Origin of the sequence: Glutamicibacter sp. B1, from assembly GCF_039602135.1 — a bacterium.
Classification (GTDB): Bacteria; Actinomycetota; Actinomycetes; order Actinomycetales; family Micrococcaceae; genus Glutamicibacter; species Glutamicibacter ectropisis.
Genome location: NZ_CP125942.1, coordinates 1,421,549 through 1,439,595 on the forward strand (window position 1 = coordinate 1,421,549; position 18,047 = coordinate 1,439,595).

The following is an 18,047-nucleotide window of genomic DNA, read 5'->3' on the forward strand; positions in this document are numbered from 1 at the left end:
AGAATTATGCTCTGAAATTTCCACCTGGTTCGGCAGCGAACTTATCGATGGCTGTCATCTCTTCTGTCGAGAACTCGAGATTATTCACTGCGGCCAGCGAATCTTCTAGTTGCTTCACGCTGGAAGCACCGATTAGTGCCGAGGTCACCGGTGTGCCGACTGGCTGATCGCGCAAGAGCCAAGCAATGGCCATTTGGGCTAAGGTCTGTCCACGCTGTTCAGCGATATCATTTAGCCCGTGAATTCGCTCCAAAATGGGTTCGGTAATCGCGGACTCGGAAAGGAAGCGCCCCTTGGTGGCACGGGAGTTCTCCGGGATCCCATTCAAATACCGATTGGTCAGCAGTCCTTGAGCTAAGGGCGAGAACGCAATCGAGCCGGCGCCAACTTGCTCCAGGGCTTGGAAGAGATTCGGTTGCCCGTCCTCGGTCCAGCGATCAAACATCGAGTAATGAGGTTGGTGGATGAGTAGCGGTGTGCCAAGTTCCTTGAGAATTCGAGCCGCTTCAATGGTCTGCTCGGGGGAGTAGGAGGAAATGCCCGCATAGAGGGCTTTACCGGAACGAACTGCTTGATCCAATGCGCCCATGGTTTCTTCCAATGGGGTATCTGGGTCTGGTCGGTGGCTATAGAAGATGTCCACGTAGTCCAGGCCCATGCGCTCTAGCGACTGGTCAAGGCTGGAGAGTAAGTATTTACGTGAACCACCATCGCCGTAAGGACCGGGCCACATGCGGTGCCCGGCCTTGCTGGAGATGACCAATTCATCACGGTAGGGCTTAAAGTCCTGGGCAAGGTGCCGACCGAAGTTCGTCTCGGCGGTGCCATCCGGTGGACCGTAGTTATTGGCCAGATCAAAGTGCGTGACGCCGAGGTCGAAGGCTCGGCGCAGAATGGCACTCTGTTCATCAAAACGCTTGTCGTCACCGAAGTTATGCCAAAGTCCCAAGGAGATGATGGGAAGTTTCAGTCCGCTACGCCCGACGCGACGGTAAGGCATGGACTCATAACGGTTCTGAGCTGCACTGTAAGTCATTGATACCTTTCAGCAAGTATGTCCGGCATGGTCTGCGTTGGACAACATTTCTGAGAATACCGGCAAAAGTGATTTAGGACTCTTTCTTGCGAAATGAGTCGTAGTGGAACGTCAGAGACACCATGAAAGCAAATAGTACGGGCTCAGATATCTGTTGTTAAACGCAGTGGACCGCCCACCAAATGGTGAGCGGTCCAAAGCATATGGGGACTAAGCCAGTCCCAGAGTCTTGTCAGTAGCTGCCTTGACCTCAGCGTAGAGTGCTGGGTTCTCATTGAGCTTCTGGCCGTAGGAAGGAACGATGTCCTTCAGCTTCGATTCCCAGCCTGCAAACTGCTTCGGGAAGCAGCGTGAGAGCAGGCCGATCATGATTGGGGTTGCGGTCGAAGCGCCTGGCGAAGCACCGAGCAGACCGGACATGGAACCATCCGAAGAAGTGATGACCTCGGTACCGAACTGCAGTACGCCGCCCTTCTTGGCATCCTTCTTGATGACCTGAACGCGCTGACCAGCAGTGATCAATTCCCACTGGGAACCATCGGCAGCTGGGAAGTACTCGGTGAGTGACTCGTCCTTCTTGGCGCGAGACTTGAGAACTTCCTTGATTAGGTAAGTCGTCAGATCCAGGTTGTCCTTGCCGACAGCCAACATTGGGATGATGTTGTGCAGACGCAGGGACAGTGGCAAATCAAGCTGACCGGTGGACTTTAGGAAGTTCATGGAGAAGCCAGCGTAAGGACCGAACATCAGCGAACGCTTGCCATCAACAAAACGGGTATCCAAGTGAGGAACCGACATTGGAGGCGCGCCTACCGATGCCTGGCCGTAGACCTTGGCATTGTGCTGAGCAATGACCGTCTCATCGGTGCAACGCAGGAACTGACCGGAGACTGGGAAGCCACCGAAGCCCTTGATCTCATCGATACCGGACTTCTGCAACAGTGGCAGTGCGCCACCGCCAGCGCCAACGAAGACGAACTTAGCCTTGACGTTCTTTACTGCGCCCGAAGCCTTGTCCTTGACGGTCAGTTCCCAACCAGCACCGGAGCGCTTGAGATTCTGTACCTTGTGACCGTAGTTCACCGAAGCGCCGGCAGCGCTCAACGAGTTGGTCAGGTCACTGGTCAGTCGACCGAAGTCGACGTCGGTTCCAGCCACAACGCGGGAAGCAGCCACGGTCTGCGAAGCATCGCGACCCTGGGCCACCAGTGGAGTCCACTGGTTGATGGTATCCAGGTCGTTGGTGAATTCCATGTCCTCGAAGAGCGTCTGAGTCTTCAGTGACTCGTAACGGGTCTTGAGGTACTTGGAGTGATCTTCGCCGATAACGAATGACATGTGAGGCAGTGGGTTGATGAAGCTATTGTCAGCAACACGCTTATTTTCTACTGCCCAGGAGAAGAACTGGCGGGAGATCTGGAACTGCTCGTTGATGCCAACAGCCTTAGTTGGATCAACGGAACCGTCAGCCGCAGCCGGTGCGTAGTTCAACTCGCACAGGGCCGAGTGTCCGGTGCCTGCGTTGTTCCAAGGGGAGGAGGATTCCTCACCGGCCTTGTCCAGGTTCTCAAAAAGACCAATGGACCAGGTTGGCTCCAGCTGGTTGATCAGAGTGCCAAGGGTGGCACTCATGATGCCGGCACCGATTAGTACTACGTCAAAAGATTCGGTTGACGTTTCAGAAGGCACGAGGATCTCCATCGACAGTGATACTTTGCTCTAACCCAGAGTAGACCTAACCACCCTTGGGTTAGAAATCCTTAACTGGGCTACTGGTCATTAATTTGTGACGGATGGTGAGTTCGTCATCTGGACATCGGCGAAGCATTCATTGAGCATCGGCGATGGCGGATAGAAGGTGACATTTCCGTTAAACGCCAGCGCAGAGATCGGAAATACCAACGGGAGCAAGGGTAGGTCCTGCTCCAGGGTTTGCATGATGGTTGCGTAGGCGGCGGTGCGTTCCTCACCTACAGGGATCGATCTAGCCAACATGATTTGTGAGTCAAGTAACGCGGACTTGTAGCCGAATTCATTCTCTTTATTAGCCAATATGCCAGAGAGGAAATCATCGGGGGAGCGGTAGCCACCAGAGAATCCAAGCAGATGCAGTCCATTGAACTTATTGGACTGAACCGTCTTGACGTAACCATCGGTCCAAGCAATGGGACGAGGCTTGATGCGAATGCCTACCTTGGCAAGGTCTTCAGCAATTTGCGCGAAGGTACGTTCAGGTAACGGAAGGTAATTGCGGGAGACATGCAGCGGATACGCAAACTCGATTTCCTCGCCTTGATATTCGACATCTGCCAAGAGCTCTTTAGCCTTGGCCACATCATGAGAGGCGGTGTTATCGGGATTGGGGATGTTCAGTGCCGGCGGCAAAATGGTTTGCGCGTACTTGGAGCCCTGGATGAATAACTTGTCGGCAAGGGTGCTGCGATTAATTGCGTGCGCCACGGCTTGACGGAATTTTGGCTTGGCCAGCCATTTATTCTTCTGATCCATCCCCAGATAAAGCACGGAGAACGGGTCACGTTGTACGACGACTTTAGCGTTTCGAACTAGCGTGCGCATGGTGTCAACTGAAACCATGTCGAAACCATCAATCTCGTCGGCCAGTAGGGCGCCCTCGCGGTTGTAGGGAGAGGGAACCGAGGAAATCAGGGCGACTTCAGGATATTGCTTATTGTTATTCAGTCGATCCTGATCCCAGTAATCAGAAAAAATCTCTAAACGAACTTGATCGTCTTCCAAGGAATGGAACTTATACGGCCCGGTGCCCATGGGAGCAGTGGTCAATGATTCTGCAGGATTGTCCTCTGGGCCACCGGTCAGCGCGCTGGGCGCAGCGATTGCCATGCCAGGAAGGGTTAGGGCTTCAATGAGCCCCGGTAGTCGGCGACGCAAGTTGAGGGTGACAACATACTTATCCGTGGCCTCGATGGACTGGAAGTAGCTCGCGGTGCCACCTTTGGAGCTGCCTTGGAAAAGATCTGTGGTGAACTGCTTCTGCAGGTCGGTGAGTTGTTGGAGGCGCTGCTGCTCTGCAGTGAGCTCCTCCGGGGTAGCATCTTCTTTTTCTTTGGTGCTCAGTTCAAGGTCTTTGGCCTTGGGCAAGGTGGGAATGTTGCTGTAGTGGTGGAAGACATCAAAGAATCCCTGAGCTGATTGTGCGCTCAATGATGTGGACAGAGACTCCCAGCGCTCAAAGTTCTTGACTACTGCCTCGGCATCTAGCTCCGTACCATCGTGAAAATGCACGCCTTCGCGAAGGTTGAAGGTGTAGCGCAAGCCATCACTGCTTTCATTCCAGGTCTCGGCCAGCCCGGCGACCGTAGCGCCGGTATCCAAATCGATATCGACCAAAGTTTCGTAGACTTGGCGCGTGACGCGGAAGGACTCGTTGTCCGAAACGATGGCCGGATCCAGCTTGACCGGGGGAGCAGAGACCGCCAAGCGCAGTGTGCGGGGGACAGCGTCTGATGATGCAGAAGCAGCTCCAGTCGATGATGCCTGAGACTGAGGTCCTCCGGTGCAAGCAGTCAATGCCAGTGCGGTGGTCGCTAAGGTACCGGTGAGCACTGCGCGTCGAGATACGAGACTTGGTGGCAAATCGGGCACAGGAGTAGCTCATCTTCCTTTGGGTAAGCAATCTTCACATCCACGCGTCGCGATATACGGCGAGAGTGGAATGGTATTTATCAAAGATAGCGCACTAAAGCGATGCTCCCGGGAGCTGAACCTCCCGGGAGCAAATTCTGTCGCCGAATCGTTAACTACGGTGTACGAGATTCTCGCCCGCTTCACCTGCGGACCATGCGACTAACTGTCGTTGAAGTAGCTTTACCATGCGTGGGAAGAATGCCCCGGTATTACCGCCGTTGTGCGGAATGATCAGTGCATTGGGGCAGCCCCACAGTGGGTGGTCCTTCGGTAGTGGCTCCGGATCAAAAACATCAGAGGCAACGTTGAGTCGGCCTGAAGCGACTTCGGCCACAAGAGCATCCGTGTCGACAACTGGACCACGTGCAACGTTAACAATGGTGGCCCCATTGGGAAGCTGAGCAAGGAGTTTGGCATCTACTAGGTGATGGGTTGAATCATTAAGCGGGACAATCAGAATCAGCACCTCTATCTGCGGTGCAAATTTTGCCAGCTCGGTGGTGGCGTGGACTTGACAGTGCTCATCGGTGCGAGCTGAAGAACCAAAACGCAGCAAGTTGACCTCAAAAGGTGCCAACCGTTTACGGATTTCTTCGCCGATTCCACCAACACCAACAAGTCCGACGGTCCGGTCGGCTAACCCTGGCCACTGATGAGGATTCCAGTGGCCCTCCTGCTGGTCTCGTACCGACTGCGGGAATCCGCGTAACGAGGCAATGGCTAGGCCGATGGCCATTTCCGCGGTCGAAGCAGCGTGAACGCCGGCGGCGGTATTGATGTTGGCCCGGTCTCCAATAAGCTCAACCATTCCGTCATAGCCCGTGGTCTGAGTCTGAACTATCTTCAGGTTGGGAGCCTTGCGAACATTGCGCAAGGTATTGGCGGTAGCCATATAAGGCATGACCGCAATATCAATGTCCTCCAGTGGTACTTGCGGGTCATTCTGTAGATCCCACAGTACTGGCTTGAGATTTTGTGGGAACTGGCCGACTGCATCAATGAGTTCTTGGCTGGGGAGTGAAATAGTTCGTGGGGCGCTCATGGATTCACTCTACAAACGCCATTGGCGCTTGAGAAGTAACCCCTAGTCATATCCTGTAATGAAGGTCACCGCTGATCTGCACCTTTCGAATTTGCGCTGGGGGATAAAGCTGGTAGAGTTCTATCTCGTTGCGAAAGCGCGGAGCCCCAAAAAGCTTCTAGAACATCGCAGCGGGCGCCTCTAGCTCAATTGGCAGAGCAAATGACTCTTAATCATTAGGTTCCGGGTTCAAGTCCCGGGGGGCGCACCAACATATAGTCGCTTTTCCGACTATATGCTGATAAATAAATACGCGCCTCTAGCTCAATTGGCAGAGCAAATGACTCTTAATCATTAGGTTCCGGGTTCAAGTCCCGGGGGGCGCACCAAAATCAAGGTTCGAATAACTACTAAGTTAGGTAGTGATTCGGACCTTGTCTCATTTTGTGTGAAATGAATTTTCTTTTGCCCGCTGTCGCTGTCGCTGGCTTTGCGGTGTGGCCTGGGGCGATAATCTTGATCTCCATTCATGCGTAAGCGACATTTATAGAAAACTGCACCCGTCATCTTGAGAACGCGTGGTCTATGCAATAGCGCACCTTGATCAAGGGGCGGTCTACTAAGTTCTTTCATGGCGCGCTGAAAAGGGTGGGTTAAAGAATCCCTGCGATGTGCTGGACCTTTCATGACCGTATGCGACAGAGTTCGATGCAAAGAAGTTGTGCGAGCGAGCCGTGGGTACCATCGTGGCCACATGAACTGCCTTTACCAGGACTCCGCTTCCGCTGCTTCCTGGTGCGGTGACCTTCTGCGCACGTAGCCTGCATGCCAGCGTGCTGTCCGAAGCGAGTTTATGCCAGGTGCCACTCTCGCTCATGAAGCATTTTCAACTTAGTGCGTGAACTGGTTGATTCAAGGTGTGATACTGATACTTATATTAGTGGTAAATAAGTGGTAAAATGATTGTTCCGGTACACCAACTTGAGGCGCGGGTGCCGGTTTAGTTGGTTGCCTAAATAAAACAGAACGTAAGGAAAAGGCTGACAAATGGGAACCACATCGACGATAGGATCAGTCCATGCGGAAACTTCCCGCATGGACTTCCGAGAAATTGTGCGGAGGCTAAATGCGTCCCTCGGGGCTGCAATGGTTTCCGCATTAGCAGGCGCCAAGGACCCCAAGGCAAGCTACCGCTGGCAAAAAGAGAATGGAACGATCCCTTCGGACACGTCTCAGGCTCGCATTCTGCTGGCTCACCGTGCGTGGGTGATGGTCTCCGACGTTGATGGAGAGCAGGTAGCGCGTCAATGGTTTCTTGGTGCTAATCCCTGGCTCGATGAGATTTCGCCAGTCGAGGCCATTCATCAAGATCGGTTCAAGGCCGTGATTGATGCAGCGGGGGCCATGTCCTCAGGTGGATATAGTGGATAATGAGCAGCGCACCGGAAGAAGTGGACGGGCAGCCAAGTATCGTGCGGGAACCACTGGCTGGCTTTCGCATCGCGACTGAAAGCTACGGTGCGCTTAATCCCCAGAACGTGGTTATTTCTTCCCGGGTGACGTTGGAGTGTGGAACAGGTATGACACTCCTGGCCGCACACTATATGCAGCGTCCACGCGTCTCGGCGCATTTACTGAATGCCTTTACGGGTACCGGCTGGACCGGGAGGTTCGCACGGCTATCGACTTCATGGCAGAACGGTTCGGGATCACACCCGCGCAGGCCCACTCCCTTTACATCGAGGAACAGCGAGAGCTCGGGCATGATGGACCTGGAACGTTTCCTAAACACTGGTGTGAAGGGCGCCGGATTTACGAACTGAGCAGCAGGGAAGAACTCGTCTGGTTTGATCTAGGCACGGCACATTCACTGGCTTATATTGACCGGAATTTTGGTCCTGAAATCGCCAAAACTTGTGGTGTGAAAGCAGTGGACCTATCCCACCTACTCGGAGCAGATCGCAAGCTGACCACCTTGATTTCCACGAGACTGCGTAACTTGTGGCTTCATGATGGTAGCTTCGCTGACGGTATCCGTTTCACTTCCCGACACGGTGTTGGTACCTGTTGGGCGTTTTGGATGCGACGCACCGATGACGGGCTGGACAACGATCTGGTCTCCGCGAGCGACGGACAGGCAATATACGTAGATGATCCAGATCTACTGAATGTAACTCGACGGTTTAGTATCCGTCTCCACTAATCATTTTTGGAGCCCATTCTGCACGTTCTGACCCCGTATGGAGCAAAGGGCGGCTTCTTCAATTCATCTGTGGTTTTCTTGGTGCGGCGTGGAGCCCGGGACCCCCATGGGCGGTGGGGCACGCCGCCATACTGCGAGAGGTAGTGGATCTACTCTCGCATTGCGCTTGGTTGACCATGACTTCGCTCCGTCCGCCCTTGCTCGCCCCTGATAGCAAGTATGTACTTCTCCATGACACGGACTCTACTGGCCACGGGTAGTGGTGCGGCAGTGCGGCGGTCATGCCTCAATTCATTTCCGACAAGTGAGTGCATAAAAATTCTTTGTGTCTTGGATTACTATAAATTTCATTCTCGTCGATAATATGCGTTTTGACCTGATGTTTTGCGTTATTTAGGGGACGGGTACCGATTTTTGATTTTGGCTAGTTTCTGCCTATGATTGTCTACGTTGCAACGACGGGTTATGGAAATGATCTAGTCAGAGCGATATGCGCCTCTAGCTCAATTGGCAGAGCAAATGACTCTTAATCATTAGGTTCCGGGTTCAAGTCCCGGGGGGCGCACGGTTGATCCGATCTGAATAATTCAGGTCGGATTTTTTGTATACCGTGACGAGAAGGGGTTCAACTATGAGTACTTCCGAAACTACCGCACGACTGTCCGTTGGTGACCAGGCTCCTGATTTCACTTTGCAGGATGCTGCCAGCAATTCGGTAGCCCTATCTGCCTACCGCGGCCAAAAAACCATCATCTACTTCTACCCAGCAGCTTCAACCCCAGGTTGCACCAAGCAGGCCTGTGACTTCCGCGACTCGCTGGAATCGTTGAAGTCATTGGGATACCAGGTTCTGGGCATCTCTCCAGACAAAGTTTCGAAGCTTGAAAAGTTCGTGAACAAAGAGGAACTGAATTTCCCGCTACTCTCCGACGAGGATCACGCTGTGGCGGAAGCCTACGGTGCATGGGGCGAAAAGAAGAACTATGGCCGCGTCTATGAGGGCCTCATTCGTTCGACCATTGTGCTAGATGAAGAGGGCAAGGTCACTCTTGCTCAGTACAATGTTCGTGCTACCGGTCACGTAGCAAAGCTCCGTCGTGACTTGGGAATTGACTCAAAATAGGTTGGTGAGCCGCCCGATTTCATATCGGGCAAAACTTCCGCTACACTAAATGAGGTCGCCTTCGAGAACTAAGGTTCTCGGTGTAGCGCTAGCGAGTATGGCGGAATTGGTAGACGCGCTGGATTTAGGTTCCAGTGTCTTCGGACGTGAGAGTTCAAGTCTCTCTACTCGCACCAGAGAAAACCCTGCGGTCCCAGTTGTTGGATCGCAGGGTTTTTGCATGCCTCGCGGCTTGTCCGCGGGCGTAGTATCGAAATAGGCAGTTAGTCAGCGGCGGTGACCGCTGCCCCACGTCGCGGCAAGGGAGAACCGTCATGGCCGAAGAGTGTTTGCCTACCACCTACGGGCTGGCGGCATCTGACCCGCAGCAGATCCTGATTGATCGCCGGAACATCAGCGCCTCGGATCTCGAGCAGATCATGGCTGAAATGGGGCGCATGAGGCAAATCGAACGCAAGATCATGCGCAGTTCGCAACGTTTCATGAAACTCAATGAGACGGATATGCGGGCGTTGCGGCCGATGATTGCCGCGAAGAACACGGGCAAGGTGCTGACCCCGTCGGACCATCGCGAGTACCTGGGGATATCCAGTGCCTCGGTGACCAAGATGGTCGACCGGCTTGAAGCCAACGGCCATGTCAGGCGAAGCCAGCATCCCACCGACCGGCGTTCGCAATGCATCGAAGTCACCGAGCAGACGCACCTGGCCGCGCGCGAGCTAGTGGGACGGCACCACGCGCAACGATTCCAAGTCGCCCGCTCCATGACCGCCGAGGAGCGCCAGATCGTGATCCGCTTTCTCTCGGCGACCTCTGATGCGCTGGAGGGGAGCCTGGCGCAGGCCACGGAGCAGGGGCAGTAGCGGGCCTATGGCCTACACCTGCTGGTTATCGTGTTCGGCGGCCGTCACGATATTCTTGATGGTGGCCGGGAAGATGATCCCGTGGAAGGGATACACGGCCCACCAGTAGCATCGTCCCCACAGGCCGCGTGGGAAATACACGGCGCGTTGGACCAGCTCGGTCTCCCCGTTCTCTTGGGGGCTCAGCCGATACTCCAGCCATGCCTGGCCAGGGACGCGCATTTCAGCCCGCAATCGCAGCAGTCGGTCCTGCTGGAGGGCTTCCACGCGCCACCAGTCCAGCACATCGCCCAGGGCCAAGGTGCTCTTGGAGCGCCGCGTGCGGCCAGAGCCCACGCCTCCGGCGAGCTTGTCCAGCAGCCCGCGCAATTTCCACAGCGTGGGAAAGGCGAAATAGGGGGAGTCCCCGCCGAGTCGCTGTACCACCTGGAACAACTCTGGTGCGCTGGCCGTCGTGGTGGACCTGCGGACGTCGCTGTAGCTCTTGCGCCCGGCCCATTGCGGGTCGGACGGCAAGGGCTCGGCTGGTGACGACAGCGGATGGGCCGTGGCCCATGTGGTCTCCACCGCGTCCGCCTCGATTCTCTCCAGCGCCAGCTCGACCGCCCTGGGGTAGTCGCACAAGCCTTCCGCCGGCGGGGGAATCAGCGTGTCGATCTCGCGGGAGCCCATGACGCAGTCGTGCTGCAGGGATTGCACCAGAGCCGAGGCCAGGGTGCGCGGCAGCGGGGTGACCAGGTTCACCCAGTGCGAGGCCAGCCGCGGCGTCAGCAGGGGCAGGGCCCACACCGAGGGTTCGCGCAGGCCTGCGCAGCGGGCGTAGATCTTCATCAGTTGCGCATAGCTGTAGGCCTTCGGGCCGCCGATATCGTAGACGCCCTGCACCGGCTCCTTCAGCTGCGCGGCGCAGACCAGGTAGTGCAGCGCGTCGCGCACGGCGATGGGCTGGACCTGATTGGTGACCCAGCGCGGAGCCGGCATCACCGGCAGCACGTCGCTCAAATGCCGGATCATCTCGAAGCTAGCGGACCCCGACCCGATCACCAGTCCTGCTTGGAGCACCAGGGTATCCACCGACGAGGCCAGGATCTTCCCCACGGCCACGCGCGATGCCAGATGCTCGCTCAGCTGCCCTTGCGGGTGCAGGCCCGAGAGGTACACCACCTGCTCCACGCCCTGCTGCTTCGCGGCCCGGGCCATGATGGCTGCGCAGTTCTTTTCCTGCTCGGCAAAATTGCGCGTGCCGGACATCGAGTGAACCAGGTAGTAGACCAGCGCGACGCCACGGCACAGCCGATTGACCGCCTCGGCGTCTTCCAGATCGCCTTCGATGATCTCGACCTCGTCGTGCCACGGAATGTCGCGAAGGCGCTGCGCGTCCCGGGTGAAGACCCGCACCTGATGCCCGTTGCGCAGGAGCCGAGGGACTAGCCGCCCGCCAATGTATCCGGTGGCTCCGGTTACGGCGATCAGGCTCATGAAATTCTCCCGCCGGTACCGGCCGTGGTTCTGCGCCGCCACGCAATCAGCAGCGAGCCGAGCAACGCGGCCAGCGCGCAGCCCAACGAGGCATAGCCAACGATCTCCGAGGGGTTGCTCCCGGCCAACCGGCTCACGCCGATCCAGGCCAGGCCCCAGCTGATGGCCAAGGCGGCGAAGGCATTGCCGGCGTAGTAGCTGATGGCCATGGCCACCAGCGCGGCAACCACCAGCAGCGCTACGGCCGCTGCGGGGGCCCACCGAGCACCTTCGCCGACGCCCAGCGAGAGCAGCCAGGCGGCCACGTTCGCGATGCTGGCCACGCAGACCCACCCGAGGTAGAGCCCGAAGGTCAGCCAGATCACCCAGTACTCGGTGCGTGAGCCCGGGGTTCCGGTGGACATGAGGCGGATCATCCAGGCAAGGACGGCGACGAGCGCGAAAATGACGATCACGCTGAAGCCGAGCCAACCCAGCTGGACCACGGAGATCCAGGCGGCATTGAGCAGGGCCGAGATCATCGCCGGAACCCTGAGCTTCCCGCCCCAGCCGGAGCGCCGTCCCGGGGCGGTGAGCTGGTAGACGCCATAGACAGCAAGCCCGGTGTAGACCACGCTCCAGATGGAGAAGGCGGGCCCGGCCGGGGCCAGCAGGGTCGCATCGGCGCTCAGGTAGCCGCCGGCAACTTGCTGGACCGGGGTTCCGCCGAAGGCGCCGCTGCCGATGAAGGATACGGCGATGGCAATGAGCAGGGACAGGGCAGTGAGCAACGGGGTGGTCCATAGCGGATCACCGATGCGCTGGGCACCGGGCGATAGTGCGGGGTCAGGCGATCGATTCACGGGGTCCTCCACAGGTTCTTCAAAGATTTCCAAATCCGGGTCGACAAAACGAGATAGTTAAACCATGATGTATCTAGATAAGCTAAATATCAACCTTTCGAGATAAGTGATCATGCGCCACACACCACCGCTTCGAACCTCGGATTTGTTCCGGGTGCTCCTGGGCCTGCAGCGTGCCTATGCACAGAGTGAAGTGCGTTTTCGTTCCAGCCTCAACCTGAACGATACAGATCTGCGGGCCGTCAACCTCCTGCGCTCCCGGCAAACGCCCAGCCCCGGCGAACTCGCCCGGGAATTGGGGCTTTCCTCGGCCGGGATCACCTCGGTGCTCGATCGCCTCGAGGCCCGGCAGATGGTCCAGCGCGAGCACCACGGATCGGATCGACGCCGGACATTGGTGCGCCCGGGCCGTGCATTCCCTGAGAATGCCGGCGCCTCGATGGTGCTCCTGCGCGGCCTGCACCGGTTCTACTCCCAGCTCGATGAGCCGACCCGCCTCGCGCTGGGCCAGCTGCTGGCCCAGATCCATCGGGAGCTGGACGCCACCGGCGCGACGGCGCCCGCAGCCCCCACATCCACCCCCACCACGCCCCCGGAGCAGTGACCAATGACCACGCACACACGAAGCCATCGCGGCCAACCCGCCGACCCCCAGCCGAACAGCGCCGAGGCCCGGCTCATCGACGACCCCACCCGCGCGGCCATCAGCCAGCGCCTGGCCCAGATCGGGGCGCAGGCACAAGCCCGGGCAGCCGCCTACTCGCGGACCGCCGCCGATCTCTGGGCGGAAATTTCCGGCGGCCTGGCCACCGGCAAGATGATGCGCCCGGCCCTGGTCATGCTCGGCTACCGCGCTTTCGGCGGCCGCAACGAAGCGCGGGCCATTGACCTGGGGTGCGCCTTCGAGCTGCTGCACACCGCCTTGCTGATCCACGACGACGTGGTGGACAGGGACTTCGTGCGCCGCTCCGAACCGACCATCTCGGCCCGCTACCGGGATCAGGCGACGGCGGCCGGGCGGAGCCTGGCCGAGGCCGAGCATGCCGGGAACTCGGTGGCGATCATCGCCGGGGACCTGCTGATCAATGAGGCCATCAAGCACGCCATCAAGGCCGCCGCGGGGACCGACGCGGAAGCCGCGGTGGAGCAGGCCTTCTTCCAGGGCATCGAACAGGCAGGGGCCGGCGAACTCGAGGACCTGCTCTTCTCCCTGGGCGCCACGCCGGCGACCACCAGCGAAGTGCTGCGCATGGAGCAGTTGAAGACCGCGGCCTACTCCTTCCAGCTGCCGCTGCAGGCCGGGGCGCTGCTGGCCGGGGCTTCCAGCTCGCAGGCCGATGACCTGGGCACCGTGGGGTGCCAGCTCGGCGTGGCCTACCAGGTCATCGACGATGTGCTGGGCACCTTCGGGGACCCGTTGCGCACCGGGAAGTCAGTGGAATCGGACCTGCGTGAATTCAAGAGCACCATCTTGCTGGCGCTGGCCGCCGAGCAGCCCGAGTTCGCGGCCCTGCTGGCCGAGTTCCGGTCCGGCCGCATTCCAGCCCAGCAAATCCGCGAGGAATTGACGGCCCAGGGAGCCGAGCGCTTCGCCCGGCAGCTTGCCGAGCAATTGTGCGCGCGGGCCACCGGCTCGGTGGCCTTCCTCGATCTGCCCGATGAGGCCCAGGCGCTCCTTCGCACCTGCAGCCACCTGATTCTGAATCGAAGCCGATGAACCTGATCAAGCCCCGGGGCATCGCCCCGCAAGCCCCGGCATTGCAGCGGTACTCGCTGACCGCCCAGCGCAGCGCCAAGGTGCTGCTCGAGCAGTACTCCACCTCCTTCTCGCTGGCCTGCCGGCTGCTGGATGCCGCCAGCGCCACGCATATCGCCAACATCTACGCCCTGGTGCGGCTCGCCGATGAAATCGTGGACGGGGTCGCGCAGCAGGCCGGCCTGGACGCCGGGGACATCGCGGCCTGCCTTGATGACCTGGAAGCCGAAACCCGGCGCGCGATGCAGCGCGGCTACAGCACCAACATGGTGGTGCATGCCTTCGCGCTCTCCGCCCGGGCCACCGGCATCGGCACCGAGCTGACCACCCCCTTCTTCTGCTCCATGCGGGCGGACCTGACAACATCAACCCACGACGCGCACAGCTTGGAGCACTACATCTACGGCTCGGCCGAAGTCATCGGGCTGATGTGCCTGCAGGTCTTCCGCGCCATCGACTCGGCCCCCGAGCTGCGCCCGGAGCAGGTGGAACAGGCCCAGCGCTCGGCCCGCAGCCTCGGAGCGGCCTTCCAGAAGGTCAACTTCCTGCGCGATCTGGCCCAGGACAGCCTGGATCTGGGGCGCGCCTACTTCCCGGGCATCGATGCGCGGGACTTCGGCGAAGCGGACAAGACCCTACTGGTCGAGCAGATCGATGCCGACCTGGCCACCGCGCGTTCCGGGCTGGAACTGCTGGCTCCGCCGGCAGCCCGCGCCGTCCGCCTGGCCCATGACCTCTTCCAGGAGCTGAACCGCCAACTGGCCGCGGCCCCCGCGCATCAGCTGCTGCGCACCCGCATCTCGGTCTCCACCGGCCGCAAGGCGCTGATCGCCGCACGGGTGCTCGTGCCCTGGGCATCACCCAGGGAAGCCAAGACGCAGGCAGGGGGCGGCAAATGAGCGGCCTGCCGCAGGACGTCGTGGTCATCGGCGCCGGATTCTCCGGACTGGCCAGCGCAGGGCTGCTCGCGGCCCGGGGATGCAAGGTCACGCTGCTGGAGCAGCACAACCATGTCGGGGGCCGCTCGGGACGCCTCGAGCGCGACGGCTTCCGATTCGACACCGGCCCGTCGTGGTACCTCATGCCTGAGGTCTTCGAGCACTGGTTCTCCCTGATGGGGACCAGCGCCAGAGAGCAACTGGATCTGCGCCCCTTGCCCATCGGCTACCGCACCTTTTTCCAGGGGCGGCAGGCACCGGTGGACGTGGGCACCGGCACCACGGTCCGCGAGCTGTTCGAGACCCTGGAACCCGGCAGCGCGCCGGTACTGGACGAGTACCTGCGCACCGCGCGCGAAGGCTATGAACTGGCCCTCCAGCACTTCTTGTACGACGATTTCAGCTCGCCGGGATCACTGCTCAAGCCCGCGATCCTGCGCCGGCTCCCGCAGCTGGCGCCGCTGCTGGGATCGAGCTTGGAGAAGTATCTCGCGCGGCGCTTCCAGAGCACGGAACTGCGCCAGATCCTGGGCTATCCGGCCGTGTTCCTCGGGTCCAGCCCGGAGCGCACTCCGGCGCTGTACCAGCTGATGAGCCACCTGGATTTGGCCGACGGCGTCAAGTACCCGATGGGCGGGTTCGCCGCGCTGGCGGATGCCATGGCCGATCTGGCGGCGCAGCATGGGGCGGACATCAGATTGGGCGCCACGGCCACCGCCATCGAGACCAGCTCCCGGGGCCAGGCCGCGGTCACCGCGGTGGAATGGATCGATGCTCACGGCCAACGCCATCGGACCCCGGCGCAGCATGTCATTGCAGCGGCGGATGCGCAGCATCTTGATCGCCGGCTGCTCCCCGAACGCCTGCAAACCCATTCGGCGCGCAGCTTCGCGCGCCGGGACCCGGGGCCCAGCGCGGTCCTGGTGTGCCTGGGCGTCACCGGGGAACTGCCGGAATTGCGGCACCACAACCTGCTGTTCACCCGTGATTGGGCCGATAATTTCGCGCGGATCCGCCAGGGGCGCGCCCTGCAGGGGGAAACCAGCATCTACGTGTGCAAGCCCAGCGCCACGGATCCCGGCGTCGCGCCGGAGGGCTGCGAGAACCTGTTCATCCTCGTCCCCGCCCCGGCCGCCCCTGAATGGGGCCATGGCGGTGCCGACGGCAGCGGGGAGAGCATGGTGGAGCAGGTGGCCGACGCGGCCATCGACCAGCTCGCCGCCTGGGCCGGGATCCAGGACCTGCGCGAGCGCATCGTGGTGCGCCAGAGCATCGGGCCTGCGGATTTCGAACAGCAGTACGGGGCCTACCGTGGCGGGGCCCTCGGGCTGGCCCACACGCTGGGCCAAAGCGCCATGCTGCGCCCGGGCAATCGCAGCACCAGGGTCTCGGGACTGCACTATGCCGGCAGCACCGTGCGCCCGGGCATCGGCGTGCCCATGTGCTTGATCAGCGGGGAGCTTGCGGCCAAGGCGGTGCTGGGCCTCGCCGGCCCGGGCCCGCTGGGCGAGCAGCCGCTGGCCGGCTCTGAAGGGAAGGCGGGGGCATGATCTACCTGGGCCTCCTGCTTTTCCTTCTGGCCTGCATGGCGTTGCTCGATGCCCGGTTCACGCTCTTCGTCTTCGCTGCGCCGCTGCGGGCGCTGCTGTGCCTGGCCGCGGGCACCGGGTTCTTCGTGCTCTGGGATGTCCTGGCCATCGAACGCGGGATTTTCGTGCACAAGGAATCCGAGCTGATGACCGGGATCATGGTGGGCGAGCAATTCCCGCTTGAAGAGGTGTTCTTCCTGGTTTTCCTCTGCTACTGCTCGATGATCGCCGTGGCCGGCACGCACCGGCTCGGCGCCCGAAGTCCGCGCCCCAGCCGCGGCGGCCGCACCGATCCCAAGGAGCCGGGCAATGTTTCTTGAAATGAGCCTGTGGTTCCTCGCCGCGGCCAGCCTCGTGTTCCTGGCGGGGCTGCTGGCCAGCCGACGGCGGCTGCGCACCGTGGCGCGGCCCATGCTGCTTTCCATGGGCCTGATGCTGCTGCTCACCGCGGTCTTCGACAACCTGATGATTGCCGCGGGCCTGTTCGACTATGGAAGCCACGCGCTGTCCGGGGTCCGGGTGGGCTTGGCGCCGATCGAGGATTTCTTCTACGCGGCCTGCGCGGTGCTCCTGGTTCCCGGGCTCTGGTGGCTCACCGAGCCGCTGGAGCGCCGCCGAGCAGCCAGCCAGCGTTCTGCTAAGCCAACCGGAAGGACCCCGCAATCATGATTCGCGCCATTCTGGCCACCTCCCGGCCGGTGTCGTGGGTGAATACCGCCTATCCCTTCGCCGCCGCCTATCTCTTGGCCGGCGGCGGGCTCGATGCGATGCTCATCGTGGGCAGCCTCTTCTTCCTGTTCCCCTACAACCTGGTGATGTACGGGGTCAATGACGTCTTCGACTACGAGTCGGATCTGCGCAACCCGCGCAAGGGCGGCATCGAAGGCGCGCTGCTGGCCCGGCAGAGCCATCGAATGATCCTGCTGGCCTGCCTGGTGCTGGCCGCACCGTTCCTGGCCGTGCTGGTGCTGGCCGGCGACCTGGCAGCCAATGCGGTGCTGGCGGGCTCGATGGCCGCCGTGCTGGCCTACAGCCTCCCGGTCCTGCGGTTCAAGGAGCGGGCCGGGCTGGATTCGCTGACCAGCGCCGTGCACTTTGTCTCCCCGGCGGTCTACGGGTGGATCCTGGCCGGTGCTCCCGTGCACCGGACCCAGTGGATGGTTTTCGGCGCGTTCCTGCTGTGGGGCGTGGCCAGCCATGCCTTGGGCGCGGTGCAGGACATCATCCCCGATCGGGCGGCGAAGCTCGGGTCCATCGCGGCATCCCTGGGCGCTCGCCCCACGGTGTTCCTGGTGCTTGGCGCCTATGTGCTGGCCGGAGCCATGATCTTTTTCGGCGTGTCGGGCCTGCCGCGGCTGGCCGGCCTGCTGGCTGTGCCCTATGTGCTCAATGTGCTCCCGCATGTGGGCGTGGACGATGACTCGTCGGGTACGGTTAACCGGGCGTGGAAGAGATTTTTATGGATTAATTACCTGTGCGGATTCCTGCTGACCATGCTGCTCATTTCCACCGCCGTGTTCACGGGCTAACC

General features: G+C 60.3%; 17 protein-coding genes and 4 tRNA genes. 15 read left to right on the forward strand and 6 right to left on the reverse strand.

What is annotated here, in order from left to right:
• Positions 1 to 4: 4 nt before the first annotated feature.
• The 4 genes from mgrA to QMQ05_RS06655 all read right to left on the reverse strand — a co-directional run bounded on the left by mgrA (position 5) and on the right by QMQ05_RS06655 (position 5,744).
• Entirely contained in the window at positions 5 to 1,036 is a 1,032-nt protein-coding gene (gene mgrA / locus QMQ05_RS06640) for an L-glyceraldehyde 3-phosphate reductase (RefSeq protein ID WP_345474029.1), read from the reverse strand.
• A gap of 210 nt (positions 1,037 to 1,246) precedes the next feature.
• On the reverse strand, positions 1,247 to 2,737 hold the full coding sequence (locus QMQ05_RS06645) for a malate:quinone oxidoreductase (RefSeq protein WP_345474031.1): 1,491 nt from the start codon (positions 2,735 to 2,737) through the stop codon (positions 1,247 to 1,249).
• Between the two features lie 78 nt (positions 2,738 to 2,815).
• The gene (locus QMQ05_RS06650; protein ID WP_345474033.1) at positions 2,816 to 4,660 is read right to left on the reverse strand and encodes an ABC transporter substrate-binding protein; all 1,845 of its coding nucleotides are present in this window, start codon (positions 4,658 to 4,660) and stop codon (positions 2,816 to 2,818) included.
• A gap of 151 nt (positions 4,661 to 4,811) precedes the next feature.
• The gene (locus QMQ05_RS06655) at positions 4,812 to 5,744 is read right to left on the reverse strand and encodes a 2-hydroxyacid dehydrogenase (RefSeq protein ID WP_345474035.1); all 933 of its coding nucleotides are present in this window, start codon (positions 5,742 to 5,744) and stop codon (positions 4,812 to 4,814) included.
• A gap of 174 nt (positions 5,745 to 5,918) precedes the next feature.
• On the opposite strand from QMQ05_RS06655, the gene QMQ05_RS06660 reads away from it, so the two are divergent.
• From QMQ05_RS06660 to QMQ05_RS06695, 8 genes are all read left to right on the forward strand, one after another.
• A tRNA-Lys gene (locus QMQ05_RS06660) sits at positions 5,919 to 5,994 on the forward strand.
• Between the two features lie 42 nt (positions 5,995 to 6,036).
• Positions 6,037 to 6,112: transfer RNA gene (locus tag QMQ05_RS06665), tRNA-Lys, on the forward strand.
• 658 nt (positions 6,113 to 6,770) lie between these two features.
• Positions 6,771 to 7,154, forward strand: coding sequence for a hypothetical protein (locus tag QMQ05_RS06670; RefSeq protein ID WP_345474037.1), 384 nt, complete (start codon positions 6,771 to 6,773; stop codon positions 7,152 to 7,154).
• A gap of 259 nt (positions 7,155 to 7,413) precedes the next feature.
• Positions 7,414 to 7,926 (forward strand): hypothetical protein, encoded by a 513-nt coding sequence (locus QMQ05_RS06675; RefSeq protein WP_345474039.1) that lies wholly within the window; start codon positions 7,414 to 7,416, stop codon positions 7,924 to 7,926.
• 492 nt (positions 7,927 to 8,418) lie between these two features.
• Positions 8,419 to 8,491, forward strand: a tRNA-Lys gene (locus tag QMQ05_RS06680).
• Positions 8,492 to 8,557: 66 nt separating this feature from the next.
• Positions 8,558 to 9,049, forward strand: a complete 492-nt coding sequence (gene bcp, locus QMQ05_RS06685; RefSeq protein WP_345474042.1) for a thioredoxin-dependent thiol peroxidase — start codon at positions 8,558 to 8,560, stop codon at positions 9,047 to 9,049.
• A 91-nt stretch (positions 9,050 to 9,140) separates the two neighbouring features.
• Positions 9,141 to 9,225 (forward strand) — tRNA-Leu (locus tag QMQ05_RS06690).
• Between the two features lie 138 nt (positions 9,226 to 9,363).
• Entirely contained in the window at positions 9,364 to 9,912 is a 549-nt protein-coding gene (locus QMQ05_RS06695) for a MarR family winged helix-turn-helix transcriptional regulator (RefSeq protein WP_345474044.1), read from the forward strand.
• Between the two features lie 12 nt (positions 9,913 to 9,924).
• Here QMQ05_RS06695 and QMQ05_RS06700 read toward each other — a convergent pair whose 3' ends face one another.
• Both QMQ05_RS06700 and QMQ05_RS06705 read right to left on the reverse strand, forming a co-directional pair.
• Positions 9,925 to 11,391 (reverse strand): SDR family oxidoreductase, encoded by a 1,467-nt coding sequence (locus tag QMQ05_RS06700; RefSeq protein ID WP_345474046.1) that lies wholly within the window; start codon positions 11,389 to 11,391, stop codon positions 9,925 to 9,927.
• Positions 11,388 to 12,233 (reverse strand): TspO/MBR family protein, encoded by an 846-nt coding sequence (locus QMQ05_RS06705; RefSeq protein ID WP_345474048.1) that lies wholly within the window; start codon positions 12,231 to 12,233, stop codon positions 11,388 to 11,390. The genes QMQ05_RS06700 and QMQ05_RS06705 overlap by 4 nt, the downstream gene beginning before the upstream one ends.
• A gap of 112 nt (positions 12,234 to 12,345) precedes the next feature.
• Here QMQ05_RS06705 and QMQ05_RS06710 point away from each other — a divergent pair, with 112 nt between their 5' ends.
• From QMQ05_RS06710 to QMQ05_RS06740, 7 genes are read left to right on the forward strand one after another with little or no spacing between them, the layout of a single operon-like run.
• Entirely contained in the window at positions 12,346 to 12,837 is a 492-nt protein-coding gene (locus QMQ05_RS06710) for a MarR family winged helix-turn-helix transcriptional regulator (RefSeq protein ID WP_345474050.1), read from the forward strand.
• A 3-nt stretch (positions 12,838 to 12,840) separates the two neighbouring features.
• The gene (locus QMQ05_RS06715) at positions 12,841 to 13,950 is read left to right on the forward strand and encodes a polyprenyl synthetase family protein (RefSeq protein WP_345474053.1); all 1,110 of its coding nucleotides are present in this window, start codon (positions 12,841 to 12,843) and stop codon (positions 13,948 to 13,950) included.
• On the forward strand, positions 13,947 to 14,888 hold the full coding sequence (locus QMQ05_RS06720; protein WP_334123842.1) for a phytoene/squalene synthase family protein: 942 nt from the start codon (positions 13,947 to 13,949) through the stop codon (positions 14,886 to 14,888). Before QMQ05_RS06715 ends, QMQ05_RS06720 begins: the two co-directional genes overlap by 4 nt.
• Positions 14,885 to 16,477: a phytoene desaturase family protein gene (crtI, locus tag QMQ05_RS06725; RefSeq protein ID WP_345474055.1), complete on the forward strand. Its 1,593-nt coding sequence runs from the start codon at positions 14,885 to 14,887 to the stop codon at positions 16,475 to 16,477. The genes QMQ05_RS06720 and crtI overlap by 4 nt, the downstream gene beginning before the upstream one ends.
• Positions 16,474 to 16,836, forward strand: a complete 363-nt coding sequence (locus QMQ05_RS06730) for a lycopene cyclase domain-containing protein (protein WP_334123844.1) — start codon at positions 16,474 to 16,476, stop codon at positions 16,834 to 16,836. The genes crtI and QMQ05_RS06730 overlap by 4 nt, the downstream gene beginning before the upstream one ends.
• On the forward strand, positions 16,826 to 17,185 hold the full coding sequence (locus QMQ05_RS06735; RefSeq protein WP_345474057.1) for a lycopene cyclase domain-containing protein: 360 nt from the start codon (positions 16,826 to 16,828) through the stop codon (positions 17,183 to 17,185). The genes QMQ05_RS06730 and QMQ05_RS06735 overlap by 11 nt, the downstream gene beginning before the upstream one ends.
• On the forward strand, positions 17,182 to 18,045 hold the full coding sequence (locus QMQ05_RS06740; RefSeq protein WP_022876959.1) for a prenyltransferase: 864 nt from the start codon (positions 17,182 to 17,184) through the stop codon (positions 18,043 to 18,045). The genes QMQ05_RS06735 and QMQ05_RS06740 overlap by 4 nt, the downstream gene beginning before the upstream one ends.
• Positions 18,046 to 18,047: the final 2 nt, after the last annotated feature.